Consider the following 22,201-nt stretch of genomic DNA (forward strand, 5'->3'; position numbering starts at 1 on the left):
TTATCGAGGCACTTACTGTTTACAGATACCGCACACTCCCCAGATACCGAACGTGATGTCGGACAGGTCTCCTACAACTCTTTGTCTGCGCCCCCCAGCCATCCTTTCCAGGATACGCTTCATGCTTACCAGCGCTTTGTCTTTGCATCCTCATCACCTGTTCCCGAGGTGGTCACGTTGATGCGAGCAAAAAATGGGACAGGGTAGGGTTTGTACTCCCGCCAGGCATGGCGTACGTACAAGCGACGGTGCGGCAGTCGTTTCACTCCCTTGCTACGTCTACCGTCCCTGCTCAGGGCAAGCCCCGAGACCCCAGAGCGCAAAGCGGTTACCGATAAGGCACCAGGTAAGCTGGCCACCTAAAAATCAATTGAGATACCAAAAATTGAAAGAATTTCATGCTCCGCCAAGCCTCGGCTACGCATCTCTGAACCCGCTGAAGACGTCAGCACATCGTGCTCAATCCTCTGCTGCTCAAGAAGCCGACTCAGAAGGAAAAATTCATCTTGTGCTTCCATCTCCTGGAGACGCTCTGGTGCGCTGAGCGCCCAGCGATCAAGAATCCGCCAACCGCGGAAATGGTAGGAGCTAGAGAGGCGGATTGAATCGATAGTCGCTTTGCTCAGCACGCGTGTTGCAACACCTGAAATGTTTCGCTCAGTTAGCATCTGTGCTCTCCTTCAATATGCGATTGATCAAGCGGGTGTTTTGACCAATTGAAGATGATCGAAAACCACCTCTTTCCCGCAGCTCGCAGATATGTGCAGCGGCAAAACCGAGAAAACTCAAAGCATCTAAATCGTCTAATGCCAGGGCAGCATTCGCGGAACGCATTAACTTATTCGCAGCCTGAAGCCGAGCAATAGTCTCATCAAAACAGCCGACCCCGATATCTTCAGCCATACCCTTAGCACTCCTCATTAAATGAGCAATCATGAAATCAATCGCCAAGCAGCATTCGCAAGCGAGCTTCCGTATCTACCACCTCCCATGGCTTCAATGCCAAGCCAAATGATGGGATAGATAAATTGGTAGTTAAGATCTCTAAACGATAATTTCGTTTCCCTACTGGAAGGATACGCCAGGACCTGATCTCATTTAGCTTAAAAAAATGCCCACCCCCACTCACTGGATAAGCAAACAACTTATTATTTAGAGAATCGATACCAAGATATGCATCATTGATCTTGGCAAACACCTCCACCTGAGGCTCAAATTGCGTAGAACGATATCTATCGGCTATGCGCCTAAGCTTTTTTCCGTAAATCTCATTCACCTTCCAAAAAAACCATCCGCCTCCTGCGAAGTACATAAACAAGACCCAGAATAACCAGCGAATGGCTGGATTCTCGCTATTAGAAAATCCCAGGAAAAAAGGCAGATTAAAGCCAGTAAGCACTAGTACAACCAGTAGCAATGCGCCAATAGGTAGACAACCAACGGCCCAAGCTACCCGGATTAACTCCCAAATCAGTCTCATAGCTGCTCCAAAATTCATTTACGCTACGAATTTATCTGAAAATCAGTTATCCGAAAAGCAGATATAGCTTCACAGGCTGAATTGCCACTGGGCGCAGCCATGAGCAAAGCGATCTACCGACCTGAGCATGCGATTTTTCTGGAAGAGCTGAAGCAGATGCGGGTCAGAGCAGGGCTGACACAAGCCCAATGCTCAGCAGCATTAGGCAGGCCACAATCGTTTATGAGTGATGTAGAACGAGGAGTCAGGCGGCTGGATACGATTCAGCTTCGTGATCTATGCAAGGTCTTGAACACCGACCTCCTTAGCTTTATCGAGTCATTTGAGAAAGCGCTAGGCCGTAGCAATCTGAAATATTGAGGCCTTCAGCCTGCTACTGCTTCCTATAAAGCCGTTTGACACAGCAGGCAAATCTATCTAGCCCTTAGGATCGAGCGTACGTACGTGTAGGATCGATCCTTCGGTGCGCACAACAAACACCACCAGTAGTGCGTTAAATAGGCCATCTACTTGAATTAGATAAGCGCCATAACCTACAGATACTCTGTAGCAGGATGCGTCCTACTGCGAAAATACATCCGCCCATTTAGTTTCGACTCCCGCCAATGCCTTAGCGAACAGCCGAGTACACACTCTCACCAGCCCCGTAGTAGCTCGTGAAGATGTGATGGAAGGCCATCTCGCACTTCTCGTTGTAGACCCCCTCGTCGTAGCTCTCAGGCAAGCCCCGGTCGAAGACGATCTCCAGAGTACGCCGCACATCACTTCTGGCTCTGTCTTTCTTGCGCCAGTCGAGCACCAGCTTCTCGGCCTTTAGTGTCTCCAGAAGCTCCTTGCAGACCTTCTTCACCTGCGCCCTTTCCTTCTCCGCAAGCTCAGGCACGGGCTTGGTCAGGATGTCGAACAGAGCCAGCTCCTCCTCCGAGAGGTTCTCGCGGATAGCCCGTTGATCCTCAACCTGAAGATCCGCCGTGAGATCCACCAGCTCCTTGAAGAACACCTCGATGTTCAGGCTGCCAGAGTTGTAGGCGTCGATCAGCTTCTGGAACTTCTCCATGAAGTCTTTGCGAGTGGGATTCTCGGTCAGCATGGTTTCCAGTTTCATGCTCAGCAAAGCCCTGAGCTTCTCGGCCTCGGTACGCTTGCGACCCTGATTGAACTTCTCCTTGAGTTTCTCGAAGTCGATCTTGCTGAGGTCATGTAGTGGCTGATCGTCGTCTTCCTCGATGATGTAAGGCACCGGAGCAATGGATCGATCCAGCAGCTCCTCGACCTGCTGCATCACATCGGAGATGTCGACGGGTGGAGCCAGTGCCTTGATCTTCTGGGCAATCACGGAGAGCAGCACAGCGTCAGGAGCAAGCTCATTGGCATCAGGATCGGGAAGAATCGCTCGGTAGACCCGAGACACAATCCGGGCCTGACTCATAAAGCTGTTCTTGGTTTCCTCATTGGCAATGAGTTGCTCAACAGCATCATCCAGCTTGGCCACCTTCTCGAAGCCTTGAGCATCCTTGATAGCCTGGGCATTCACACCATGCTCGGACAGGAACGTGATCCCCCTGGCAAGCAAGTGCTTCAAGTACTCGACCAGCTCGGCCTTGTTCTTAATTGGCTCTCCCTCACCGCCTTCACCAGAAGAAGCCCCACCGTAGATCGCCAAGGCTTCCTGCAGCTTACGGAAGACCCCAACATAGTCGACGATCAGGCCCGCCTCCTTGCCCGGATACTTCCGGTTGGCCCGAGCAATGGTCTGCATCAGGGTGTGATTCTTCATCGGCTTGTCGAGGTAGATGGTCGAGCAAGAAGGCACATCAAAGCCGGTGATCCACATGGCGCACACGAAAACCAACCGAAGAGGATCCTTGGAGTCCTTGAACTTCTCGCCCAAGTTCTCCTCATTCATGCGCTTACGGTGCGGGATGATGTCCAGCCCTTTGTCGGCTAGCTCCTTCACCTCGTTCTGACCTTGGGAGACGACCACCGCCATGTCGGCCGATGTCATCACCTGGATCTTGTGCTGCAACTCCTCCTGCTGCTCCTTGGGAGCTATTGCGAGTTGAGCCTTCAGATCAGCCAGATACGTCTTCCAGTGATCCTGAACCTTGTTGTACATGCGGACGGCGGTGGCCTTGTCGATGCACACCAGCATGGCCTTGCCCTGGTAACCACGACCAACGAAGTGGTTCACCAGATCCTTGGCGATGGCCTCAAGGCGATCCTCTCGGGTGATCAGGTGATACTCACGGGCGAAGACCTGCTCGACTTTGCGCTCCTGCTCCTCATCCAGCTCGGCCTCTTCGAGTAGCGCCGCCATGTCCTCGTTGAGGTTGTCATTGATGAGCTGCATCTCGGGAATGCGGTTCTCGTAGTACAGCGGAACCGTGGCACCGTCAGCGATGGACTGGCCGAAGTCATAGACGGAGATGTAGTCACCAAAGACCTCCTTGGTCTTCTCCTCGCCAGCCATCAGTGGCGTCCCGGTGAAACCCAGGAAAGCGGCATTGGGAAGCGCCGTCCTCATGTTCATGGCTAGGGTGTCGTACTGGGAGCGGTGAGCTTCGTCGGTGATGACAATGATGTCCTGGCGATCTGAGAGCTGTGGGTAGACCTCGCCTTTCTTGGTGCCGAACTTCTGGATCAACGTGAAGACGTAGCGGTGATCTTCACTGAGCAACTGCTTGAGGTGAGCACCGCTGGTGGCATGGGCCTCAACTTCACCTACGGCACCAGTAGCAGCGAAGGTCTTGTAGATCTGCTCATCCAGTTCGTTGCGGTCGGTGACGATCACGAACGTCCAGTTGCCTGGGATCTTGCGCAGGATCTTCTGAGCGAAGAAGACCATCGACAGAGACTTGCCTGATCCCTGGGTGTGCCAGAAGACGCCAAGCTGCCCAGCTTGATCCTTTGGGCGATCCTTGGTCCGCCAGACCTCAGCGATGGCCTTATTGACCCCCAGGTACTGGTGGTTCTTGGCGATCTTCTTGATCACACCGCCAGCCACGTCCTCGAACACGGTGAAGTTCTCGACGATGTCCAACAGCCTGGAAGGCTCACCGATGCCCCGGATCGCCGTCTCCAGGGAGACAACGCCCTTCTCACCTTCATCGTTGATCCGCTTCCACTCGAACAGATGTTCCCAAGGCGAGAAGGTGCTACCCACCACCGTCTGAGAGCCATTCGATAGCATCAGTGCGCCGTTGTAGGTGAAGAGCTGCGGGATGACTGTGCGGTAGTCCGTGAGGTTGTCGTCGTAGGCGGCCTTGAGCGTCTTGTGCGTTGCCTTCAGCTCAACGAACAACAGCGGGATACCATTCACGAAGCCCAGTAGATCGGTGCGCCGCGTGTGGTAGTCCCCCTTCACCCAGAGCTGGGAGGCGAGGAAGAAGTCGTTCTCCTCAACATTGCCCCAGTCGATGACCTTGGCCACCTTGAGAGTATTACGCCCGTGCTCATCGGTAACCGAGACAGGCACCCCATCCTTCAGCAGCCGGTAGACCTCCTGATTGGCGTTGACCGGTAGCAGCTTGGAGCGATCCCGCGCCAATTCCTCGACCACCAGATCGATGGCCTCTTTAGGCAGATCAGAATTGAGCTTACTGAGCGCGGCCCGCATACGACTTTCCAGCACCACATCCTGCTGGGTCTGGCGACCTTCGCTGGAGGAGCTGCCTGTCCACTCTGCGTAGAGGTTTCCCGTTTCCCATCCGAGAGATTCGAACAGCGCGATGGCTGGCTGCTCAATCAAAGCATCCTCGGAGTAGTCGTGCGAATGCGGTGCTGCTGGGCTCATGCGCCTGAACTCCTTTTAGGTCGGCATGGAGATATCGGATACGTCGATCTCACCGGAGATTAGCTTGGGAAGGAGAAGATCACGCTGTGCTCGGAGGTTAGCGTTTTTCTTCTCTAAAACATCCGCCAATTCAACAGCAGGACGCACTTTCTCCGCGAATGCTATGCATACCTCTGGTGGAGGTAAATTAATATCGTAATTTGCAACAAGGTTGGGATGAAGATGCAGGACATTAGCACCAGTAGCATGATTTTTTACGTTATCAGAAAAATCAGACCACCTAAAGAACGCATACAGATAGAGCACCGAAACTCCACTCCTCGGAACTATTCTGACAAGATCCATGGATATGACGCCTTCCAACTCGCCAAGGTCAGGAACCAGCGCAGCCCTAGCTACAATACGACGCTCCTGTGTCATATCAGTCACCGCCATTACAATATCGCCAGCACTGACAAGTTGTTCAGGCCTATACTTTCCCGAATAGTACTTTAAGCCATCACGGCGGTAGCCACCGTCACGATTAATGCACTTCAAATTCACAAATGGCCGGCCATTTTCTACCAAGTCAGCGCTACGATATGATCTGCCGCGAACAACATCGGCAACATTATAGATAGGCATCTTTTCAAAAACGACGCCCTCATACCCCGGAAAGCGGAACTGAACGAACCACTCATCGTACAACCGCCGCGACATTTCTTCGAGGATCTCGATGCGGCGCGTGTTGTTTTCTATGAGGTTGTCGTAGGCTAGAAGCACAGACGCTATTTTTCGCTGCTCTTCAACTGACGGAACCCAAAAATCAAAAGACAACAGCTTCTCAAGACTTAGATTATCTTGCGTCGTCCCATGAGAGATACTCTGCATAGCGTTTTTAAGAGTATCCAAGTAGTACTTCACAAAGAAGATATCAGACTTTTGCGGATCAGCAACAAACCCAACAACACTATCTGGAAAACAGCCTGGAATAGACAGAATGGATGTTTCGGCAATGTTTGCGGCGATAGTTATACAAAGCGTGCCAGGTTGCCATAATTTACTTTGAGCAAGCCCTTTTTCATTATAGGTTGCTGAAAAGCATCGGAGATAGAGTTCAGCGCCTTTCACATCACCCGTCTGAAAAAAAGGGTAATCTCCACCATACAAAGACGGATCATTGCGCGGTCGATGCTTAGACTTGCCCCTGCCAACGAAACCCAGCTGGTCGAGCTTGTAAGGTACGCGCTCGGATCTCATTCCGAACCCTCAAGCAATACAGTTATGTTATTTGCAATTTGATCTTCTAGCTCGCGAGCCTCTGAATTAAGAACTTCCAGCTCCTCAGCGAGTTCTTCCAGTCGTGCAGTGAAATCGACATCCTCAGCCTCTCTAGCAGCAGCCCCCACGTATCGCCCAGGGTTCAGCGACCAGCCCTGAGACTCGATAAGCTCGCGAGAAGCAACCTTGCATAGTCCCGGCACATCCACGTAACCATCGCCCAGCCCTCTCTCCGCAAGTAGCTCAGCACTTCCCAGTTCTAGCTCCGGGGTTTGGCCTCGGTAAAGCCGCACGATGTTGGCAAGAAACTCGATCTGCTCAGGCAGCCAGTCGCGGTGAGCCCTGTCGATTTGCCGGTAGATGTGGCGAGCGTCGATAAACAGAACCTTGTCTGCTCGCTCCTCATCACGTTCTTTCGCCCTGTCGAAGAACCAGAGCGTGCAAGGCAGAGTCACGGTGTAGAAGAAGTTCGAGCCAACCGAAACGATCACATCGACCGCGCCACTCTCGACGAGCTTCTGTCGAATCACCTGCTCGCTGCCTCGTGCATCACCCGTCGAGTTCGCCATAACGAAGCCAGCGCGACCATTCTTGTTCAGCGATGCGTAAAAGAGCTGGATCCAGAGGTAGTTGGCGTTGTCTGTCTTCGGAACACCGAACGGGAAGCGCAGGTCGCCATCAAGGCGCTCCTTATCGACACCCGATACGTTGAACGGCGGATTGGCCATAACGAAGTCGAAGCGGCCGCCCTCACGAGTTACGGCCTCATGCGGGTCTTCGTAGTAGGTGTTGGCAATGCGCACATCACCCGACAGGCCATGCACAGCCAGGTTCATCTTGTTTAGATTGACCGTGACCTGCTCTTTCTCGGTGCCGAAGATGGAGATTTCTTCCATCGCAGACTTGTGGTGGCGCTTAACGAAGTCAGCCGACTGGGCGAACATACCGCCCGACCCACAAGCCGGGTCGAAGATCCGCCCATGGAATGGCTCGATGATCTCGACGATCAGCTTCACGATGGACTCAGGGGTATAGAAGACGCCACCCTTTTGGCCTTCCCTCAACGCGAACTTGCCCAGGAAGTACTCGTAGACCTTACCGAAAGCGTCCCCGCTGAGATCCACAGGCCCGAGCAGCTTGATCAGATCCAGCAGCACCTTGTTGCCGAGCTGGACGTAGTTGCGAGGCAGAGCCCCTTTGAGATCGACGTTCTCCTCTTCAACAGCCTTCATGGCTTCGTTGATCGCCAACCCTATGACATCGCCCTCGGTGAGCGTCTGCAGATAGGAGAAGCGAGCCTTCTCTGAAAGGAAAATAACGCCCTCCGCCAGATAGTCATCCTTGCTGACCTTGCGGCGACCACCAGAGCCAATCGGCCCCAGCTTCTCTTCGGCAGCGGCGTACATCTTCTCGGCATATCGCAGGAAGATCAGCCCCAGAACAGGCACCGAGAACTCCCCCGGCCTCAACCCCGTGTTGGCCCATAGTTGGTCAGCTACGGCCCACAAACGCTTTTCTACATCTCCGGTGACCAAGGTCGTCTCCAAGCAGTATTGAAAAAAGCAGGGAGCATACAACAGAAGGTCGTGGTGCTATCAGCAGTGTAGGCAATCCATCGACTGCACACCGGCGGCGTCTCTGTGAGCAAATCTTGCCGATTTTTGACTTCTGCCAACTTCAGTTTTAGATCAAAGATAGGTAGCTATGAATCGCTGCCTTCCAACATCTAATGGATCCAACGATCCTATATCCAACCATCCGAATGCCACAAATTTGCCACACTCGCCCCGCTAATCAAGGCGAAAACACGCTAACCCCCGCTAACACAACCCGTTGATTTCCCAGCTAATCCCCGCTAACGTACTGATTCTAAACGTCGACTTTTAGGACTCCGAAGGCAGGGGTCGTGGGTTCGAATCCCGCCGAGTGCGCCATACAAATCAATGACTTACCTCAACACACCATGGATCCAGTGCGAATCATGGGTGCAAGGTGGGTGCAGTCAATGAGAACCCTGCCAGCGACGGCAGGGTTTTTTCGTTTGTGAGGGTGCGATGGCCAAGGACAATCCTGTTTGGGCCGTTTACGACCAGCTGCGTACGTGCAGGCTCAACGAGCTTTATTACGGCCATCGCCTGGCAAAATACGAACGCATCAATTTCTGGGCAGAGATCATCGTTGCCGCGGCTTCTGCCTCATCTGCAGTCGCTGGGCTTGCCCTTTGGAACACAGGGCCCGGTAAATACCTATGGCAAATTTTGCTGATACTTGCCGCTGCAATCTCCCTGGCCAAGCCAATCTTGAACCTGACGAAGAAGATCAGAGCCTACGAAGAGGTGCTGATGGGTTATCGCATGATGGTCTACGACTATCGCGACCTTCGGATGGATATCAGCCAGAGCCAAAAATACTCAACTGCGCATCAGGCCAGGTTCAAAAAGCTGCAACAACGGATGAGGGAAATCTGCGGCAAGTCTCCGGAAAGAGTTAGCAAGGCAAGCCTCAAGAAGACGTGCCATAGTGCTGTACTCGAAGAATTTCCCGATGATCAGTTTTTTCTACCAGGAGAAAACCATGGCCAATGATCGAAATCCGCCTAGACAGCCGCCCCGTGATCCGCCCCGCCCACAACCACAAGACCATCCGCGCCCGAATCATGATACGGACAAAGGGCGGCGACATTTAGAGCCGGATACGCCTTGGCCCCGTCGATAACGTGACATGTCACGTTTCGTCGTTTTGCTCCTTCTCTGCTCGCGCGGCTTCCGCCAGGCGGCCGCCCGGGCGAATCTCGTCGCGTAGCGCCTCCACCATCTGCTGCGCAAAGTAGGCCTCATACGTGCGAATCTTGCCGGCGATGTCATCCGGAGTGGCGTCCTCCAGCAACACGGCGGCGACCCTTCCCAGCATCCGGCCATGAGCCTCGGCCATCGCTCTGTACTGCTTGGCAGTGGTGTCGGGAGTGACGCCTTCGTAGTAGGCAGTCCGCAGGTAAGCGCCAATGTCGGATAGCGCCTTCTGACGTTGTTCGGGGGTCATGCTCTTCTCCTGGCCTAGCCAGTGATCATCCGGCGCAGCGGCCCGTTGGTCTTGAAATCGTTGGCCACCGCCTGATAGCTCGCCTTCACCGCGCGTTGGGTGGACTGCTCCATCTGCATCAGCATAGCCGCGTCCGGGTTGCCATTGACCTGCATATGGACGGTCGGGGCGCCCAGGTGAATGACGGTTTCGCCACCGCCGCCACCATGGGCAGCGACACCCAGAGAGCCATCCGGCCCGCGCGTCAGCGGCATGATCGCCTCCGGCCCGGCCTCGCCCATCACCCCCAGGCCGCCCGCCATCTTGAAGGCCGTTGGCTGGTCCACGACGCCGTTCGTGAAGGCGCCGCCGTTGGCGAACATCTGAACCCCGCCATCCCACGCGCCGCCTTTGGCCTGCTTGAACATCGAGGCCACACCCGCGCCCCAGCTCGTCCCAGCGGCGGCACTGACCGCGCCGGCGAGCGCCTTGCGGATCTGGATGCGGATCAGGTCCTGAACGATCGAGTTGCCCAGGTCCTTGAACGACAGTTTCCCGGTGGTCACGAAGTCGGTCAGCGCGTCCTCGGCGCCGGTGAATGCGTTGGTGAAGAGGTTTCAAACTGCCCGGCCGTGTCCGCAGCGCTGTCGCGGTAGTTGTCTAGGGCACGGGTCATCCCGTTGGTCCAGTTCGCCTGGGCGGCGTCGACCTTCCGGAAGCCTTCCTCCATGGCTGCCACCCGCTTCGGGCCGTACTCCTGCTCCAGCCGGATCTGCTCGTCGAGCGCCTTGCGCTGGGTCTCGTTCTCCGCCAGGGCGCGCTGGGTGCGCAGGTCTAGGATCTTCTGGGTGTTCTCCCGCTCCAGTTCCAGGCGGGCCTGGATGCGCTGGGCCTCCTTGTCGCCCATCCCTACAGCGTCGGCCTGGGCCTGGTACTGCGCCCGGGCGTTGGCCAGCTCCTTCTCCAGATCCGCCTGGTACCGCATCGCCTCGCTCAAGCCATTGACGGCGGCCTTGGCCTGGGCGTATTGGTCTTCGAGCCAGCCGACCGCAGTGGCGTACTCCGAAAGGCTGACCTTGTTGTCGGCCAGCAGCAGGTCCAGCTGCTCGGTGCCCTTGGTGAAGTCGTCCAGCGCGGCGCCCACTGGGTCATAGGCGCGCTTGAGCTGGACGTATGCGGTGCCGGCTTCGCGGATCTTGGTGGCCAGCTCCTGCAGCGCCTTGGCCTGGGCCTTCTCAGCGTCCTTGTCTGGGCCGTTTCGGCCCTGCAGCTTGGAGATGTCGATCCCGGTGCGCACCACCAGCGGCGCGGCCGCAGGCTTGGGCGTGGCCGCGGCGCCGGCCATCAGCGCCTCGCCTCGCTTCAGCTGCTCCTCGGCTGTCTTCAGGTCCGCTTCAATGTCCTTGAGGGGGCGGAAGCCGAAGATGATCGGGTCAGCACCAACGGCCTTGGCACGCTCTAGCTCCTCGCGGAAGCTGGCAACCTGGTCCTCCAGGCGCGGCAGGTCGTCCAGGGCCGGCCCGTGGATCTTGGCCGCTACCGCCTGCCCCATATCAGCGCTCAGCTATGGCGCGACGCCCAAAGGTGGCATGGTGGTACGTTGGCTGAATTGACGGCGCCGGAGCTTATCCAGATCGCCCCAAAAAGCATTTACAGCCCTGAATAGAGAGCAAGAGTAGTCTCACCCAGAGCCAAGGCGGGAATACTCCAGGAGCTTTGAGCTATACCAGTACTTGTCAAAATATCGCCATAAGGCGGTGTCTTCTTATTTATAGCCGGCAAATTCTCGCTTGACCGCGATTAGTCGTCCACGCCTAGTGCTGAGCGTCGCTGCATTCTGGTCATAGCCCGGTTGGCTATCAACCTGTTGCGATGGTCGAATCTATCATAGAGGTCTCGCCGCCCCCCAATAATCCCATACAAAAAAAGCCGAACGACGCGTATGAAAATTTCAATTAATTCCACACTCTTATCGGACCATCGCGGAAAACTACCAACTGCAAGCGCACCGAACATGTGGTCTTCCGATATCGTATGAACGTATGCGTTCAAGCTGGCATATACGCCTTTCAACTCAGCAATGACATTCGCCCCAGTTATCGACGAAAAGAAAGCCACCCCAGCAGCGTCATTGAAAACATCAGGAACAGAGGTCCTTTGAAGAATCAACGACTGTTCGTTTGCAGAGAAAGCCTTTAGGTATGACTCAATCGATGATCGAAGAGTCCCACCTGCTGAACGATATAGCCCAAGCAGAACGCACATGATAAATTCTGAGCAATCTGAAACGACCTCTTCCAGGTAATTCACCCCAGACTGCGCATAAGAATCAAAAAAATCCTGTCGCACCAATCCTTCCTCGGACAAAAGCTCTCCAGCAGCTGTCAACAAGGCCAAGAACTGTGCGTGCGCCCTTCGAAGCTCAGCAGCCTTAGCTGGGTCATCCGAAACTCCAGCCAAAGATAGCGTACTGGCAAAACTGCGAAACTCTGAGAAATCCTGATTAGCAGACTGACTCATTCAATTGCCGTCCGTAGAGAACGAATAGCCTCATTCCAAGAAAACCCTATTTCTCGAGAGCTTTTCTTAATAATCTCCATAGAGTCAGATTCATCGCTAATTTTGCTCAACAAATCACCAACATCTCGCAAGCGCTCAGGGCTCGCATTTATTGAGCCCATGATAAGCAACCCTATCATTTCGTAGCGAGATCGCTTCTCCCACCTTGATATAGAGATTTGAAAAGCCTCGAAAGCGAACTTCGCGATATCCTCGTTAGCCGGAAACAATTCGATATCAGCAAGAACTAGTGACATAGAGCCTACAAGCGCTTTTAAGTCGCTCCGCCTATCACGCCGTATGGTTTTTTTCTCCACCTTTCGCCGCGTTGCCTTCTCGCTATAGGCGAGATTACGAAGATAGGAAACACCTTCTGAAAGGTCAGTTGATTCGCGCGAGCGAATTGCCCATATCAACTCCTGAAGAAGGTCCAACGTCCTCAAGGCAATATCAGCTTCCGATTGATCGGTCTTCTTGATGGCCATCAAGTAGCCCTCACCAATAGTTCATTTGTGACCCTTACAATCGAGCCCCTTATATCAGCAGCCGAATCCAACATAAAAATATTATTCAACTGCTGCTCTGCGTACTTCACCCGCCCCGGGATCTCAGATGTAAAAAGCTTGTCTCTCCAGTATCGATCGCCAGTTAGATACGCCTTGGCATCGTACAGCACATTAGTACCTTGTCGGGTCATAGTGAGAACAACACCGGCACACCGGACTGTAAGACCGTAGTTTTCCTTGCGATCCTCAACGATGCTCTTCAGCAAATCTAGGCCAGTCAGGGATAGAGGGTCTGGACGAACGGGAATCAAATAGTAGTCGCTTGCAATCAGGGCACTCGTCATCCAGACCGAAGGAGTAGGCGGTGTATCGATAATTACGTAGTCGTAATCAACAACGTCTTGGATTGCGCTCAAATACGCTTTCAGACGGTTTTCACGCCCTTCTCCGGGAGCCATTTCAAGGCGGTAGAGATCTAGGCTACCGGGAAGCAAAAACAAATTATCCCGTACTTCAACAACCTCGATCTCTTGGAGTGTTTTAGGCTGAACCTCCGCAGCTCCTCGAACTGTCGAGGCTTTTACCCTCTTCCTGTCGAAGAGGTCCAGCATCGTATCTCTGCCATCTCTCCGATGCGCGACATAGTCTGCTGGTGACATAAGGCACTGAGTCGCATTGAATTGAGGGTCAACGTCCAATATCAGTACCGAAGCGCTGTGCTGGCGCGTGAGACAGTCTGCAATGTTCACAGCGAGCGTAGTCTTACCTACCCCGCCTTTCATGTTGATAAGACTGATAACCTTCATCTGGATCCGCTTCCCTATGTAAATTTTTGGCAAGAATACATGAGAACCCCATAGGTTTGGCTAATCGCGATGGAAAGCTCCCCCCCTTCAACCCGGGAAAAGAGATTGCGTCGCAACTGATCCACCGACTATCGTGGGAGAGACATTAACCAGTACCACCAAGGTGTGACACTTGCTCCAAACCTATCCTTGAGGCCCGAAAAATGGGCGTTTCCGCGTCATGAGTTCAACTCCCGCCGAGTGCGCCATCTTCAGTTCACTGCCGTAAGGGTCGAGTGAACCCTAGCGAAGCCCGCCATCGAGCGGGCTTCGTCTTTCTGGCCGGCTGAACCAAGCGCTTCGAGCGAGCTCTCAAGCACGTCTTACCTGCGGACGAGGCCGAGATGAGGTCGATGATTCCCTTCCTCTTCCTTCCCCTCGCCCTGGTTGCCTGCACCAAGCAGCAGGGTCGCCCAGACGATCTCGGCCTGCCCAGCTGCGATCTGGCGCAGCAGCACGCCTTGCCGGGCGAGCTGGGTGGGTCGATCACCGATCCGCTGCAGGCGCATATCTCCATGCGCGCCAATGTGCTGCAGGCGGATGTGAGCACGGCGCGGATCGCTCGGCGGATCAGTCAGCAGCAGGCGAACCAGTTCAGCGAGCGTATCGCCCAGGTGCGGCAGCGGAGCCATGACTTCGTCAAGCAGCAGGGCTTCCTGAGCGCGGCGGAGCGGGCCAGTTTCGATCGGGAGTTCGATGGGATCGCCGAGCAGATTTGCAAACCGCATTAGGTGAGCGACCGGTCTTCACCCCACGACGGGTCGAAAGACCCGGGCGCGACCGTTAGGATAGCGCCGCCGATCCGGCGGTGACCTCTTGCCGCCCTCTTCTTCCAGCCCCGGGGACGACCCCGGCGATCGGTGGGCAGCGTTCCGGGACGGCCCGGTGTTACAGGAGGCCGTCGTTGGCTTGGTTCTATCTGGTGTGCGCAGGGCTGCTCGAGGTGGTCTGGGCGTTCTACATGAAGCAGTCCGCGGGCTTTACCCGTCTCACACCGACGATCATCACCGGGGTCGCCATGGTGGCCAGCGTGGCGCTGTTGTCGATCTCCATGCGCAGCCTGCCGCTGGGTACCGCCTATACCATCTGGACCGGCATCGGCGCGGTGGGCGCCTTCATGGTCGGTATCCTGGTGCTGGGCGAGGCGGCGAGTCCGCTGCGTATCCTGGCTGCGGCGCTGATCGTCAGCGGTCTGGTGCTGATGAAGCTGACGTCGTCCTGAGCGCCCTCCTCTAGCGCTGAATCCTCGGGGGCGCCAGCCAGCTGAACAGCAGCCCGCCAAGCAGGCCACCCATGGCCATCGCCAGCAAACCCTCCAGGGTGCGGGTGGCGTAGATGAGCACCGGCATGGGCGCGAAGGCATCGATCAGGCGGATGGCGACGATCACGCTGACGCTACTGGCCAGCGGCAGCAGCCAGGTGCGATGAGCGCCACTGCGGCGCCTGAACCAGAAGGCCACGGCAAAGGCTGGTAACCAAGCGGCGAGCACGATGGCGGCGTAGACGGGTCCGAAGCCGAGCAGATCCTGCACGGAGGTCCGCCAGCGCGTGGCACTGTCTATCGGGTGCCCAAGCCCCTGGAGCGCAGCCAGGTTGTACTGGGTCTGCACCAGGCTGCCCCAGGCGGTGGCCAGCAGCAGGGCTGCGGCGAATGCCAGCAGGGTGCGGGGTCTCGACAGGGCGCGCCAGAGCGGTTGGGACATGACTGAAAGATCTCCTGGAGAGATGCTGATGCTAGCGAAGGCAGGTGCGTGGAGTAGCTCTCAAGCGTTACCTAAAGCTTCCGGACGCTGGGCCTGGCTGGCGCTGCTGCTGGGACTGCTGGCGAGTTCGATGGCCCTGGCGACACCGGCCTATCGCGTCGAGACAGTGGCGACTGGCCTCAAGAGACCCTGGTCGCTGGCCTTCCTGCCCGATGGCCGAGCGCTCCTGACCGAGGGTGCCGGGCGTTTGCGACTGCTGGTACCGGACGGCACAGGCCGGCTCAGGCTACAGCCGGAAGCCATAACCGGATTACCGGAACTCTATACCGAGGGCCAGGCTGGGCTGTTCGAGGTGCTGCCGGATCCGGATTTCGCCCGCAACCAGCTGATCTATCTCTCCTATGCGACAGGCACGCGGCAGGCCAATCACCTCCGGGTGGTGCGGGCGCGGCTGGACGGCGGGCGCCTGCAGGACGTCCAGCCACTGTTCACCAGCCAGCCGGCCAAGGCCTACGGTCAGCACTTCGGGGCGCGGATGGCCCTGCTCGGCGACGGAACCCTGGCCATCGCCCTGGGCGACGGCAACGTCGAGCGCACCAACGCCCAGCGACTGGATACCCATCTGGGCAAGATCGTGCGCATCACTCGCGACGGCCAGGTGCCGACGGACAACCCCTTCATCAAGCGACCCGGCGCCCTGCCGGAGATCTACAGCCTCGGCCATCGCAATCCCCAGGGTCTGGTGTGGGTGGCCGAGCGCCAGGCGCTGTACGAGCACGAACACGGTTCCAAGGGCGGCGACGAACTCAACCTGATCCGCGCCGGCGCCAACTATGGCTGGCCGCTGACCACCGGCGGCGTGGACTATACCGGCGCGCGCATCACGCCCTTTCGCGAATTGCCGGGCATCACCCCACCGCTGCTGGAGTGGACGCCGTCGATCGCGCCCGCGGGCATGACCTGGTACGACGGCCAGGGCTTTCCCCCCTGGCGCGGCAGCCTGTTCGTGGCGGCGCTGCGAGAGAAGTCGGTGCGGCGGATACCGCTGGTGAACGGCGTGCCCGGTGAGCAGGAGGTGCTGTTCCGGGAGTTGGACCAGCGTTTGAGAGATGTGCGCAGTGGGCCGGACGGCAATCTGTGGCTGCTGACCGATGGCGAGGACGGCCAGCTGTTGCGGGTGGTGCCGGGGTAGGTAGCGAATGAGCCGTGATGCCGATCCGGTACAGCGCCAGTCGCGGCCATGCCGGTGTGCCGTAGGTTGGGTTGAGCACAGCGAAGCCCAACGTCGGCTCGGGGCTCACCATGTTGGGCATCGACGATAGGGCCGTCTCAACCCAACCTACAGAGATAGGGATAGCCTGTTGGGGCGGCAACTCGGGTAAGCCGCGAAACGCCTCGTCGAAACGACGAATAATCCGCCGTTTCGTCAAATAAAGCACAACGATTCGACGCTCTGACGCTCACATCTGGCAGCGCCGCTTTCTAAGCTGGAGCCTCAACCACGGAGGATCCCGCCATGAAAGTCACCCTGCTCGGCGCCGGCCATATCGGCTACACCATTTCGCAATTGCTGCACGCCAGTGGCGACTACCAGGTGACAGTGGCGGATCGTGACGAGCGTGCCCTGGAGGCAATCGCGGCCCTAGGCGTGCAGACCCGCACCCTGGACACGTCCGACGCCAGCGCTCTGACCGCAGCCCTGGACGATCAGGACGTGGTACTCAACGCCCTGCCCTATCACCTGGCGATTCCCGTGGCCCAGGCGGCCAAGGCCACCAACACTCACTATTTCGACCTGACCGAAGACGTCAAGGCGACCAAGACCATCCGCCAGCTGGCCGAGGGCGCGAGCAATGCCTTCATGCCCCAGTGCGGTCTGGCGCCTGGCTTCATCGGTATTGCCGCCCATTCCTTGGCCAAGCGTTTCGACAGTGTGCGCGAGGTGAAGATGCGTGTCGGCGCCCTACCGGAATTTCCCACCAACGCCCTGAAGTACAACCTGACCTGGAGCGTCGACGGCCTGGTCAACGAGTACTGTCACCCTTGCGAAGCCGTGCGCAACGGCGAGCTGCAACTGGTGCAGCCGCTGGAAGGCCTGGAGCATTTTTCCCTGGATGGCGTGGAATACGAGGCCTTCAACACCTCGGGCGGCCTGGGCACCCTCTGCGAGACCCTGCAGGGCCAGGTGGAAACCCTGGACTACAAGACCGTGCGCTATCCGGGTCACCGCGACCTGATGAAGTTCCTGCTGGAGGATCTGCGCCTGGCCGGCGACCAGGAACAGCTCAAGAACATCCTGCGCGGTGCCGTGCCCACCACCATGCAGGACGTCGTGCTGGTGTTCGTGACCGTCAGCGGTATGCGCGGCGGCAAGCTGGTGCAGGAGGTGTTCAGCCGTAAGATCTTTGCCGCCGAGCGCGACGGTCGCCTGACCAGCGCCATCCAGATCACCACCGCCGCCGGCATCTGCACCGCCCTGGACCTGTTCCGCGAAGGCAAGCTGCCGCAGCGCGGCTTCATTGCCCAGGAACAGGTGGACATGGACGCCTTCCTGGCCAACCGCTTCGGCAAGGCCTACCAGCCGGCCTGATCGGGAAGCTTAGCGGCCGATGTGGGGTCCATAACGGAACAGTTTCCGTTGGAGGACCCCTCGTCATGCTCAGCGTCGCCATCGTCGGTTGCGAACAGATCCACGCCCAGGACTACCTGGACACCAGCCTGGCCGATCCGCGCGTGCGGGTAGTGGCCGTAGCCAGCGAACGCGATCCTGCCCGCGCCCGGCGTCTCGCCGCGCCCCATGGTCTGCCGGTGCTGGACGATTTCGCCCAGTTGCCCGAGGTGGATCTAGCCTTCGTCACCACGGCCATCGAGGATCACGAAGCAGCTGTAGCCGCGCTACTCCCCCGCGCCCGCCATCTGTTCGTGGAAAAGCCCCTGGCGGTATCGGCTGCGCGCGCGAAGGCGCTGGCCGCGCAACTCGCCGGGCGCTCCTGCTTCAGCGGCTTCTATCTGCGTACCGACCCTGCCCTACAGCAATTGCGTCAGCTGGCTCGCGCTGGCGCCATCGGCACCCTTTCCCACCTGTCGCTCACGGCTGGCCACCCAGGTCTGCTGGAAGGCTGGCTAAGCGACTGGCCGGCGCATCTGGACGAGACGCGCATGGGCTATGGCGCCTTTGGCGACCTGGCCGTGCACCTGCTGGACTTCAGCGCCTGGCTGACCGGTGAATCCCTGACGGTCGAGTACTGCCGCCTGGAACGCGATGCGCGCTGGCCACTGGATCATGGCGGCGAGGCGTTGCTCCGGGCCGGCGACCTGCCGATCCAGCTGCGGGCCAGTGCCACCCTGCGCGGTCCGCGATTGGCGATCCGGCTGGATGGCAGCACGGGCACCCTGGAACTCACCGCTGGGCGTCTGCTGCTGCACGAGGCCAGTGGTGAGAGTCAGGTGCTGGCCGAGGCGATCGCACCCGGTGTTCCCCAGGGCGCCCAGGCGGTATTCGATCAGCTGCTCGGTCAACCGCGTCCCGAATTGGCCAACCTGGAGGATGCCCTCGCGGCCAACGGCCTGCTGGATCGCCTCTATGGACGCGACTAGAACGTCAGGCCAGGCCGTGTTGGCCACCGTTACCGAGAGACCGGAGGGGTTAAAGGTCAGTCTGATGGTGCCGATAGCGAGGCATCCGGCGCAGTTCGGCTGGCATCCCCGTCGCTGAAAGGAATTCCCAATGGTCTGGTTCAACAATCTGGCGCTGGCGAAAAAACTCGCCGTGGCCTTTGGTCTTTGTACGCTCATTACCCTGGGCATAGGCGCAGCGGGCATGAGTGGACTCAACAGCCTCAATGCGCTGCTGAGCACCTTGCTGAATGACAATCTGCGCTCCATCGTTCAACTCAACGATGCCAAGAGCAACGTGATCGGTCATAACCGCGACATCTTCCGCCTGATGTCCATGGCCTATGCCAATGCGCCCCAGGCCGAGCAGGATCGCATCATCGCGTCTCTGCGCTCCAACCAGGCCGATGCCGAAAAACCCTTCGCCGCCTATCGCGCCACGCCCTTGGAGCCTGATGAAAAGGCCGCGGGTGATGCCTACGAGGGTGATTGGAAAACCTATCTGGCCGGCATCGACGCCGTACTGGCCCGGTTGGCTGCCAAAGACGTAGCCGGTGCCAACCAGTTGCTCAACGAGCAGGTGCAACCCAGCTATCGCAAGACCATGGCTTCTTTCAAGATCATGGTGGAATCCAACAAGCGGCAGAGTGCCGAAGCCGGTGTCGAGGCGCAGACCACGTACGATAAGGCGTTCTGGACGCTCACCGGTGGTCTGCTGTTGGCCACACTCTGCGCCCTGGCGCTGGGCATCGTCATTACCCGCCTGATCGTGGCACCGATCCGCGAGGCCGTTTCCAGCGCCGAGCGTGTCGCCCAAGGCGATCTGACCCTGCCGATCCAGAGCAGCCGGCGTGACGAAGCGGGCCAGCTGCTGCAAGCCCTGGGCGGCATGCAGCGCAGCCTGAAGGACACCGTGCAGCAGATGGCCGGTGCCGCCAGCCAGCTCGCCGCGGCGGCCGAGGAACTGCATGCCGTGACCGAGGAGACCTCCCGGGGCCAGGTTCGCCAGCACGACGAGGTGCAGCAGGCCGCCACCGCCGTCAACCAGATGACCGCCGCCGTCGAAGAGGTAGCACGCAACGCCGCGTCCACCTCGACCGCTTCCCAGGACACCAGTCGCGAAGCCCAGCAGGGTCGCGAGCAGGTGCAGCAGGCGGCCCAGGCCATGGCGGTGATGACCAGCGAGATCACCGATTCCACCCAAAAGGTGCAGACCCTGGAAGGCCAGGTGCGCGAGATCGGCAAGGTGCTGGAAGTGATTCGTGGCATCGCCGAGCAGACCAACCTGCTGGCGCTCAACGCCGCCATCGAAGCCGCCCGCGCCGGCGAGCAGGGTCGCGGTTTCGCCGTGGTGGCGGATGAGGTCCGCGCCCTGGCCCATCGCACCCAGGGCTCCACCGGGGAGATCGAGCGCATGATGAGCGCCGTGCGCGACAGCGCCGAAGAGGCGGTGAGCGCCATGCACAAGAGCCAGTCCCTGGCCGGCGATACCCAGGAGCGCGCCAACCGTGCCGGTGAAGCCCTGGACCGCATCACCAACGGAATCGCCAGCATCGAGGAGCGCAACCTGGTGATCGCCAGCGCCGCCGAAGAGCAGGCCCAGGTGGCTCGCGAAGTGGACCGCAATCTGGTCAACATCCAGGACCTGTCTACCCAGACCGCCACCGGTGCCCAGCAGACCGCGGCGTCCAGTCAGGAGCTGTCGCGCCTGGCGACGTCCTTCCAGGGCCTGGTCGCGCAATTCCGTTATTGATCGCTCGTTCAGCAAACTTCCGACCAGTGGTCGACCCGCCCTCATCTCTGTGAGTGGCGGGCTTGCTGCGCTCCAGAGGGGCTGACGAGCCTTGTCCAGGTCGGCGCCAGGGAACATTGGGCAACAGGGCCGTTCTGAGCTGAAACACCTGAATGGATGCTCCCATGCGCTTTACCTACGATGCCCGCCGAAGTTACCGCCTGATCGGCCTCGACGACGGGCGTCTGGCCGGGCAGTTGCTGCGTGGTCAGCTCTACATCATGGTCGCCGGCGACGGTAAGCAGCCGCAGTCGTACGCTCAGCTGGAAGACGATCAGCTACGTACCGCCGAAGGCCGCCTGATCGGCTGTCGCGAAGCGGACATCCTCACCCTGCAACGCACCGGTGTCGCCTTACGCCTGGAGCCGCTCGACGCCTGAAGCGTTTGGCAATGGCCAAGGCAGTCCGGCGTGAGCGAGGCCACCACCAGACTCAGCTGGGTCCCGTGCTGAGAGCCAGCTCCAGACCGTGACCCTCATACGGTCAGCGAGGCCACCTAGGCGCTTTTCGTGCAGCTGGGATTTCCCATACGCGAAAGGACTCTCCTTTCTCCATGCCCTTGGACGTCAGATCGCGCCGGAAGCGTATCGGGGTAAGGCCAAGTATCAAATCTGCCTGCATCGACACATCCTCTGCTGATCGCGGGAACCTCGTTGGGTCTTTGCCCCTCCATTTCCTTGAACGTCATCGAAAAGATGCCAAACGGGCGCCTTCTTGGCCCCTTCAGGAGATGTCATGTCCAGCGACAACCAATACAGCATGCAAAACCCCCTTACCCAGTATCCCCAGCCGGAATTTCCCAAGCAGCCTCAGGAAGCACCGGGCCTGGCGCAGGTGATGCAGCCGCGCCCCGACCATGGCGAGACCAGCTACAAGGGCTTCGGTCGTCTGGCTGGCCGCAAGGCGCTGATCACGGGTGCGGATTCGGGAATTGGCCGGGCGACTGCCATTGCCTATGCCCGTGAAGGGGCGGATCTGGTGCTCAACTACCTGCCCGAGGAAGAGACTGACGCCCAGGAAGTGGTGAAGCTGGTGGAAGCCGAAGGGCGCAAGGTGGTCTGCGTGCCCGGTGACCTGAAGGACGAAGCCTTCTGTACCCAGCTGGTGAGCAAGGCCAAGGAGGCCCTCGGCGGTCTCGACATCCTGGTCAACGTGGCCGGCAAGCAGACTGCGGTGCAAGACATCGCCGAACTGACCACCGAGCAGTTCGATGCCACCTACAAGACCAACGTCTACGCCCTGTTCTGGCTGTGCAAGGCCGCGCTGCCGCACCTGCCGGCTGGCGCCGCCATCATCAACACCACCTCGATCCAGGCCACCCAGCCCTCGGAGTTCCTGCTGGACTACGCGTCCACCAAGGCGGCTATCACCAACTTCACCAAGGGCCTGGCCAAGCAGGTCGCCGCCAAGGGCATTCGCGTCAACGCCGTAGCACCCGGCCCCTTCTGGACGCCACTGCAGCCTAGTGGTGGCCAGCCCCAGGAGAAGATCCCCACCTTTGGTGGCGAGACGGTGTTCAAGCGTCCTGGCCAACCGGCGGAACTGGCACCCATCTATGTGCTGCTGGCCTCCCAGGAGTCGAGCTATGTGACCGGTGAGGTCTATGGCGCTACCGGAGGCATGGGCTGAC

23 protein-coding genes and 1 pseudogene are annotated in these 22,201 nt (G+C 58.4%); 11 read left to right on the top strand and 13 right to left on the bottom strand.

Annotated features, from left to right (window positions below; genetic code table 11):
* Window positions 1-359: 359 nt before the first annotated feature.
* From ACWPW1_RS18865 to ACWPW1_RS18875, 3 genes are read right to left on the bottom strand one after another with little or no spacing between them, the layout of a single operon-like run.
* Entirely contained in the window at window positions 360-668 is a 309-nt protein-coding gene (locus ACWPW1_RS18865; protein ID WP_074583986.1) for a hypothetical protein, read from the bottom strand.
* Window positions 658-903, bottom strand: a complete 246-nt coding sequence (locus ACWPW1_RS18870) for a hypothetical protein (protein WP_454253664.1) — start codon at window positions 901-903, stop codon at window positions 658-660. Before ACWPW1_RS18870 ends, ACWPW1_RS18865 begins: the two co-directional genes overlap by 11 nt.
* A 37-nt stretch (window positions 904-940) precedes the next feature.
* Entirely contained in the window at window positions 941-1,480 is a 540-nt protein-coding gene (locus tag ACWPW1_RS18875; RefSeq protein ID WP_454253665.1) for a hypothetical protein, read from the bottom strand.
* A gap of 99 nt (window positions 1,481-1,579) precedes the next feature.
* Here ACWPW1_RS18875 and ACWPW1_RS18880 point away from each other — a divergent pair, with 99 nt between their 5' ends.
* The gene (locus tag ACWPW1_RS18880; RefSeq protein WP_454253666.1) at window positions 1,580-1,840 is read left to right on the top strand and encodes a helix-turn-helix domain-containing protein; all 261 of its coding nucleotides are present in this window, start codon (window positions 1,580-1,582) and stop codon (window positions 1,838-1,840) included.
* Between the two features lie 250 nt (window positions 1,841-2,090).
* Here the strand turns inward: ACWPW1_RS18880 and ACWPW1_RS18885 are convergent, their stop codons facing one another.
* From ACWPW1_RS18885 to ACWPW1_RS18895, 3 genes are read right to left on the bottom strand one after another with little or no spacing between them, the layout of a single operon-like run.
* Complete coding sequence (locus tag ACWPW1_RS18885; RefSeq protein ID WP_454253667.1) at window positions 2,091-5,273, bottom strand: type I restriction endonuclease subunit R; 3,183 nt, start codon at window positions 5,271-5,273, stop codon at window positions 2,091-2,093.
* A 15-nt stretch (window positions 5,274-5,288) separates the two neighbouring features.
* Window positions 5,289-6,512, bottom strand: coding sequence for a restriction endonuclease subunit S (locus ACWPW1_RS18890; protein WP_454253668.1), 1,224 nt, complete (start codon window positions 6,510-6,512; stop codon window positions 5,289-5,291).
* Window positions 6,509-8,068, bottom strand: a complete 1,560-nt coding sequence (locus tag ACWPW1_RS18895) for a type I restriction-modification system subunit M (RefSeq protein ID WP_454253669.1) — start codon at window positions 8,066-8,068, stop codon at window positions 6,509-6,511. Before ACWPW1_RS18895 ends, ACWPW1_RS18890 begins: the two co-directional genes overlap by 4 nt.
* 519 nt (window positions 8,069-8,587) lie before the next feature.
* On the opposite strand from ACWPW1_RS18895, the gene ACWPW1_RS18900 reads away from it, so the two are divergent.
* Window positions 8,588-9,118 (top strand): hypothetical protein, encoded by a 531-nt coding sequence (locus ACWPW1_RS18900; protein ID WP_454253670.1) that lies wholly within the window; start codon window positions 8,588-8,590, stop codon window positions 9,116-9,118.
* Window positions 9,119-9,257: 139 nt separating this feature from the next.
* Here ACWPW1_RS18900 and ACWPW1_RS18905 read toward each other — a convergent pair whose 3' ends face one another.
* The 6 genes from ACWPW1_RS18905 to ACWPW1_RS18930 form a co-directional block, all read right to left on the bottom strand.
* Entirely contained in the window at window positions 9,258-9,572 is a 315-nt protein-coding gene (locus tag ACWPW1_RS18905) for a hypothetical protein (RefSeq protein ID WP_454253671.1), read from the bottom strand.
* 14 nt (window positions 9,573-9,586) lie between these two features.
* Complete coding sequence (locus ACWPW1_RS18910) at window positions 9,587-10,117, bottom strand: phage tail tape measure C-terminal domain-containing protein (RefSeq protein WP_454253672.1); 531 nt, start codon at window positions 10,115-10,117, stop codon at window positions 9,587-9,589.
* An 8-nt stretch (window positions 10,118-10,125) separates the two neighbouring features.
* On the bottom strand, window positions 10,126-11,103 hold the full coding sequence (locus ACWPW1_RS18915) for a hypothetical protein (protein ID WP_454253673.1): 978 nt from the start codon (window positions 11,101-11,103) through the stop codon (window positions 10,126-10,128).
* 248 nt (window positions 11,104-11,351) lie between these two features.
* A complete protein-coding gene (locus tag ACWPW1_RS18920; protein ID WP_454253674.1) occupies window positions 11,352-12,071 on the bottom strand; it encodes a hypothetical protein in 720 nt (239 codons plus the stop codon).
* Window positions 12,068-12,595: a hypothetical protein gene (locus ACWPW1_RS18925; protein WP_454253675.1), complete on the bottom strand. Its 528-nt coding sequence runs from the start codon at window positions 12,593-12,595 to the stop codon at window positions 12,068-12,070. Before ACWPW1_RS18925 ends, ACWPW1_RS18920 begins: the two co-directional genes overlap by 4 nt.
* Window positions 12,595-13,422, bottom strand: coding sequence for a ParA family protein (locus tag ACWPW1_RS18930; protein WP_454253676.1), 828 nt, complete (start codon window positions 13,420-13,422; stop codon window positions 12,595-12,597). The genes ACWPW1_RS18925 and ACWPW1_RS18930 overlap by 1 nt, the downstream gene beginning before the upstream one ends.
* Before the next feature lie 383 nt (window positions 13,423-13,805).
* On the opposite strand from ACWPW1_RS18930, the gene ACWPW1_RS18935 reads away from it, so the two are divergent.
* Both ACWPW1_RS18935 and sugE read left to right on the top strand, forming a co-directional pair.
* Window positions 13,806-14,192: a hypothetical protein gene (locus ACWPW1_RS18935; protein ID WP_454253677.1), complete on the top strand. Its 387-nt coding sequence runs from the start codon at window positions 13,806-13,808 to the stop codon at window positions 14,190-14,192.
* Between the two features lie 173 nt (window positions 14,193-14,365).
* Window positions 14,366-14,683: a quaternary ammonium compound efflux SMR transporter SugE gene (sugE, locus tag ACWPW1_RS18940; protein ID WP_059316140.1), complete on the top strand. Its 318-nt coding sequence runs from the start codon at window positions 14,366-14,368 to the stop codon at window positions 14,681-14,683.
* 10 nt (window positions 14,684-14,693) lie between these two features.
* Here sugE and ACWPW1_RS18945 read toward each other — a convergent pair whose 3' ends face one another.
* Complete coding sequence (locus ACWPW1_RS18945) at window positions 14,694-15,164, bottom strand: hypothetical protein (protein ID WP_454253678.1); 471 nt, start codon at window positions 15,162-15,164, stop codon at window positions 14,694-14,696.
* A 130-nt stretch (window positions 15,165-15,294) separates the two neighbouring features.
* Between ACWPW1_RS18945 and ACWPW1_RS18950 the strand changes: the two genes are divergently transcribed.
* The 7 genes and pseudogenes from ACWPW1_RS18950 to ACWPW1_RS18980 all read left to right on the top strand — a co-directional run bounded on the left by ACWPW1_RS18950 (window position 15,295) and on the right by ACWPW1_RS18980 (window position 22,200).
* Complete coding sequence (locus tag ACWPW1_RS18950) at window positions 15,295-16,356, top strand: PQQ-dependent sugar dehydrogenase (RefSeq protein ID WP_454253941.1); 1,062 nt, start codon at window positions 15,295-15,297, stop codon at window positions 16,354-16,356.
* Window positions 16,357-16,680: 324 nt separating this feature from the next.
* The gene (locus ACWPW1_RS18955) at window positions 16,681-17,754 is read left to right on the top strand and encodes a saccharopine dehydrogenase family protein (protein ID WP_454253679.1); all 1,074 of its coding nucleotides are present in this window, start codon (window positions 16,681-16,683) and stop codon (window positions 17,752-17,754) included.
* A 65-nt stretch (window positions 17,755-17,819) separates the two neighbouring features.
* Window positions 17,820-18,761, top strand: coding sequence for a Gfo/Idh/MocA family protein (locus ACWPW1_RS18960; protein ID WP_454253680.1), 942 nt, complete (start codon window positions 17,820-17,822; stop codon window positions 18,759-18,761).
* A gap of 130 nt (window positions 18,762-18,891) precedes the next feature.
* Window positions 18,892-19,674, top strand: a pseudogene (locus tag ACWPW1_RS18965) (MCP four helix bundle domain-containing protein); the annotation flags it as partial.
* A gap of 27 nt (window positions 19,675-19,701) precedes the next feature.
* Window positions 19,702-20,532: a methyl-accepting chemotaxis protein gene (locus tag ACWPW1_RS18970; protein ID WP_454253942.1), complete on the top strand. Its 831-nt coding sequence runs from the start codon at window positions 19,702-19,704 to the stop codon at window positions 20,530-20,532.
* A gap of 164 nt (window positions 20,533-20,696) precedes the next feature.
* Window positions 20,697-20,951, top strand: coding sequence for a hypothetical protein (locus ACWPW1_RS18975; RefSeq protein WP_064308103.1), 255 nt, complete (start codon window positions 20,697-20,699; stop codon window positions 20,949-20,951).
* Between the two features lie 355 nt (window positions 20,952-21,306).
* A complete protein-coding gene (locus tag ACWPW1_RS18980) occupies window positions 21,307-22,200 on the top strand; it encodes an SDR family oxidoreductase (protein WP_271652985.1) in 894 nt (297 codons plus the stop codon).
* Window position 22,201: the final 1 nt, after the last annotated feature.

The organism is Pseudomonas sp. Marseille-Q7302, assembly GCF_965111925.1.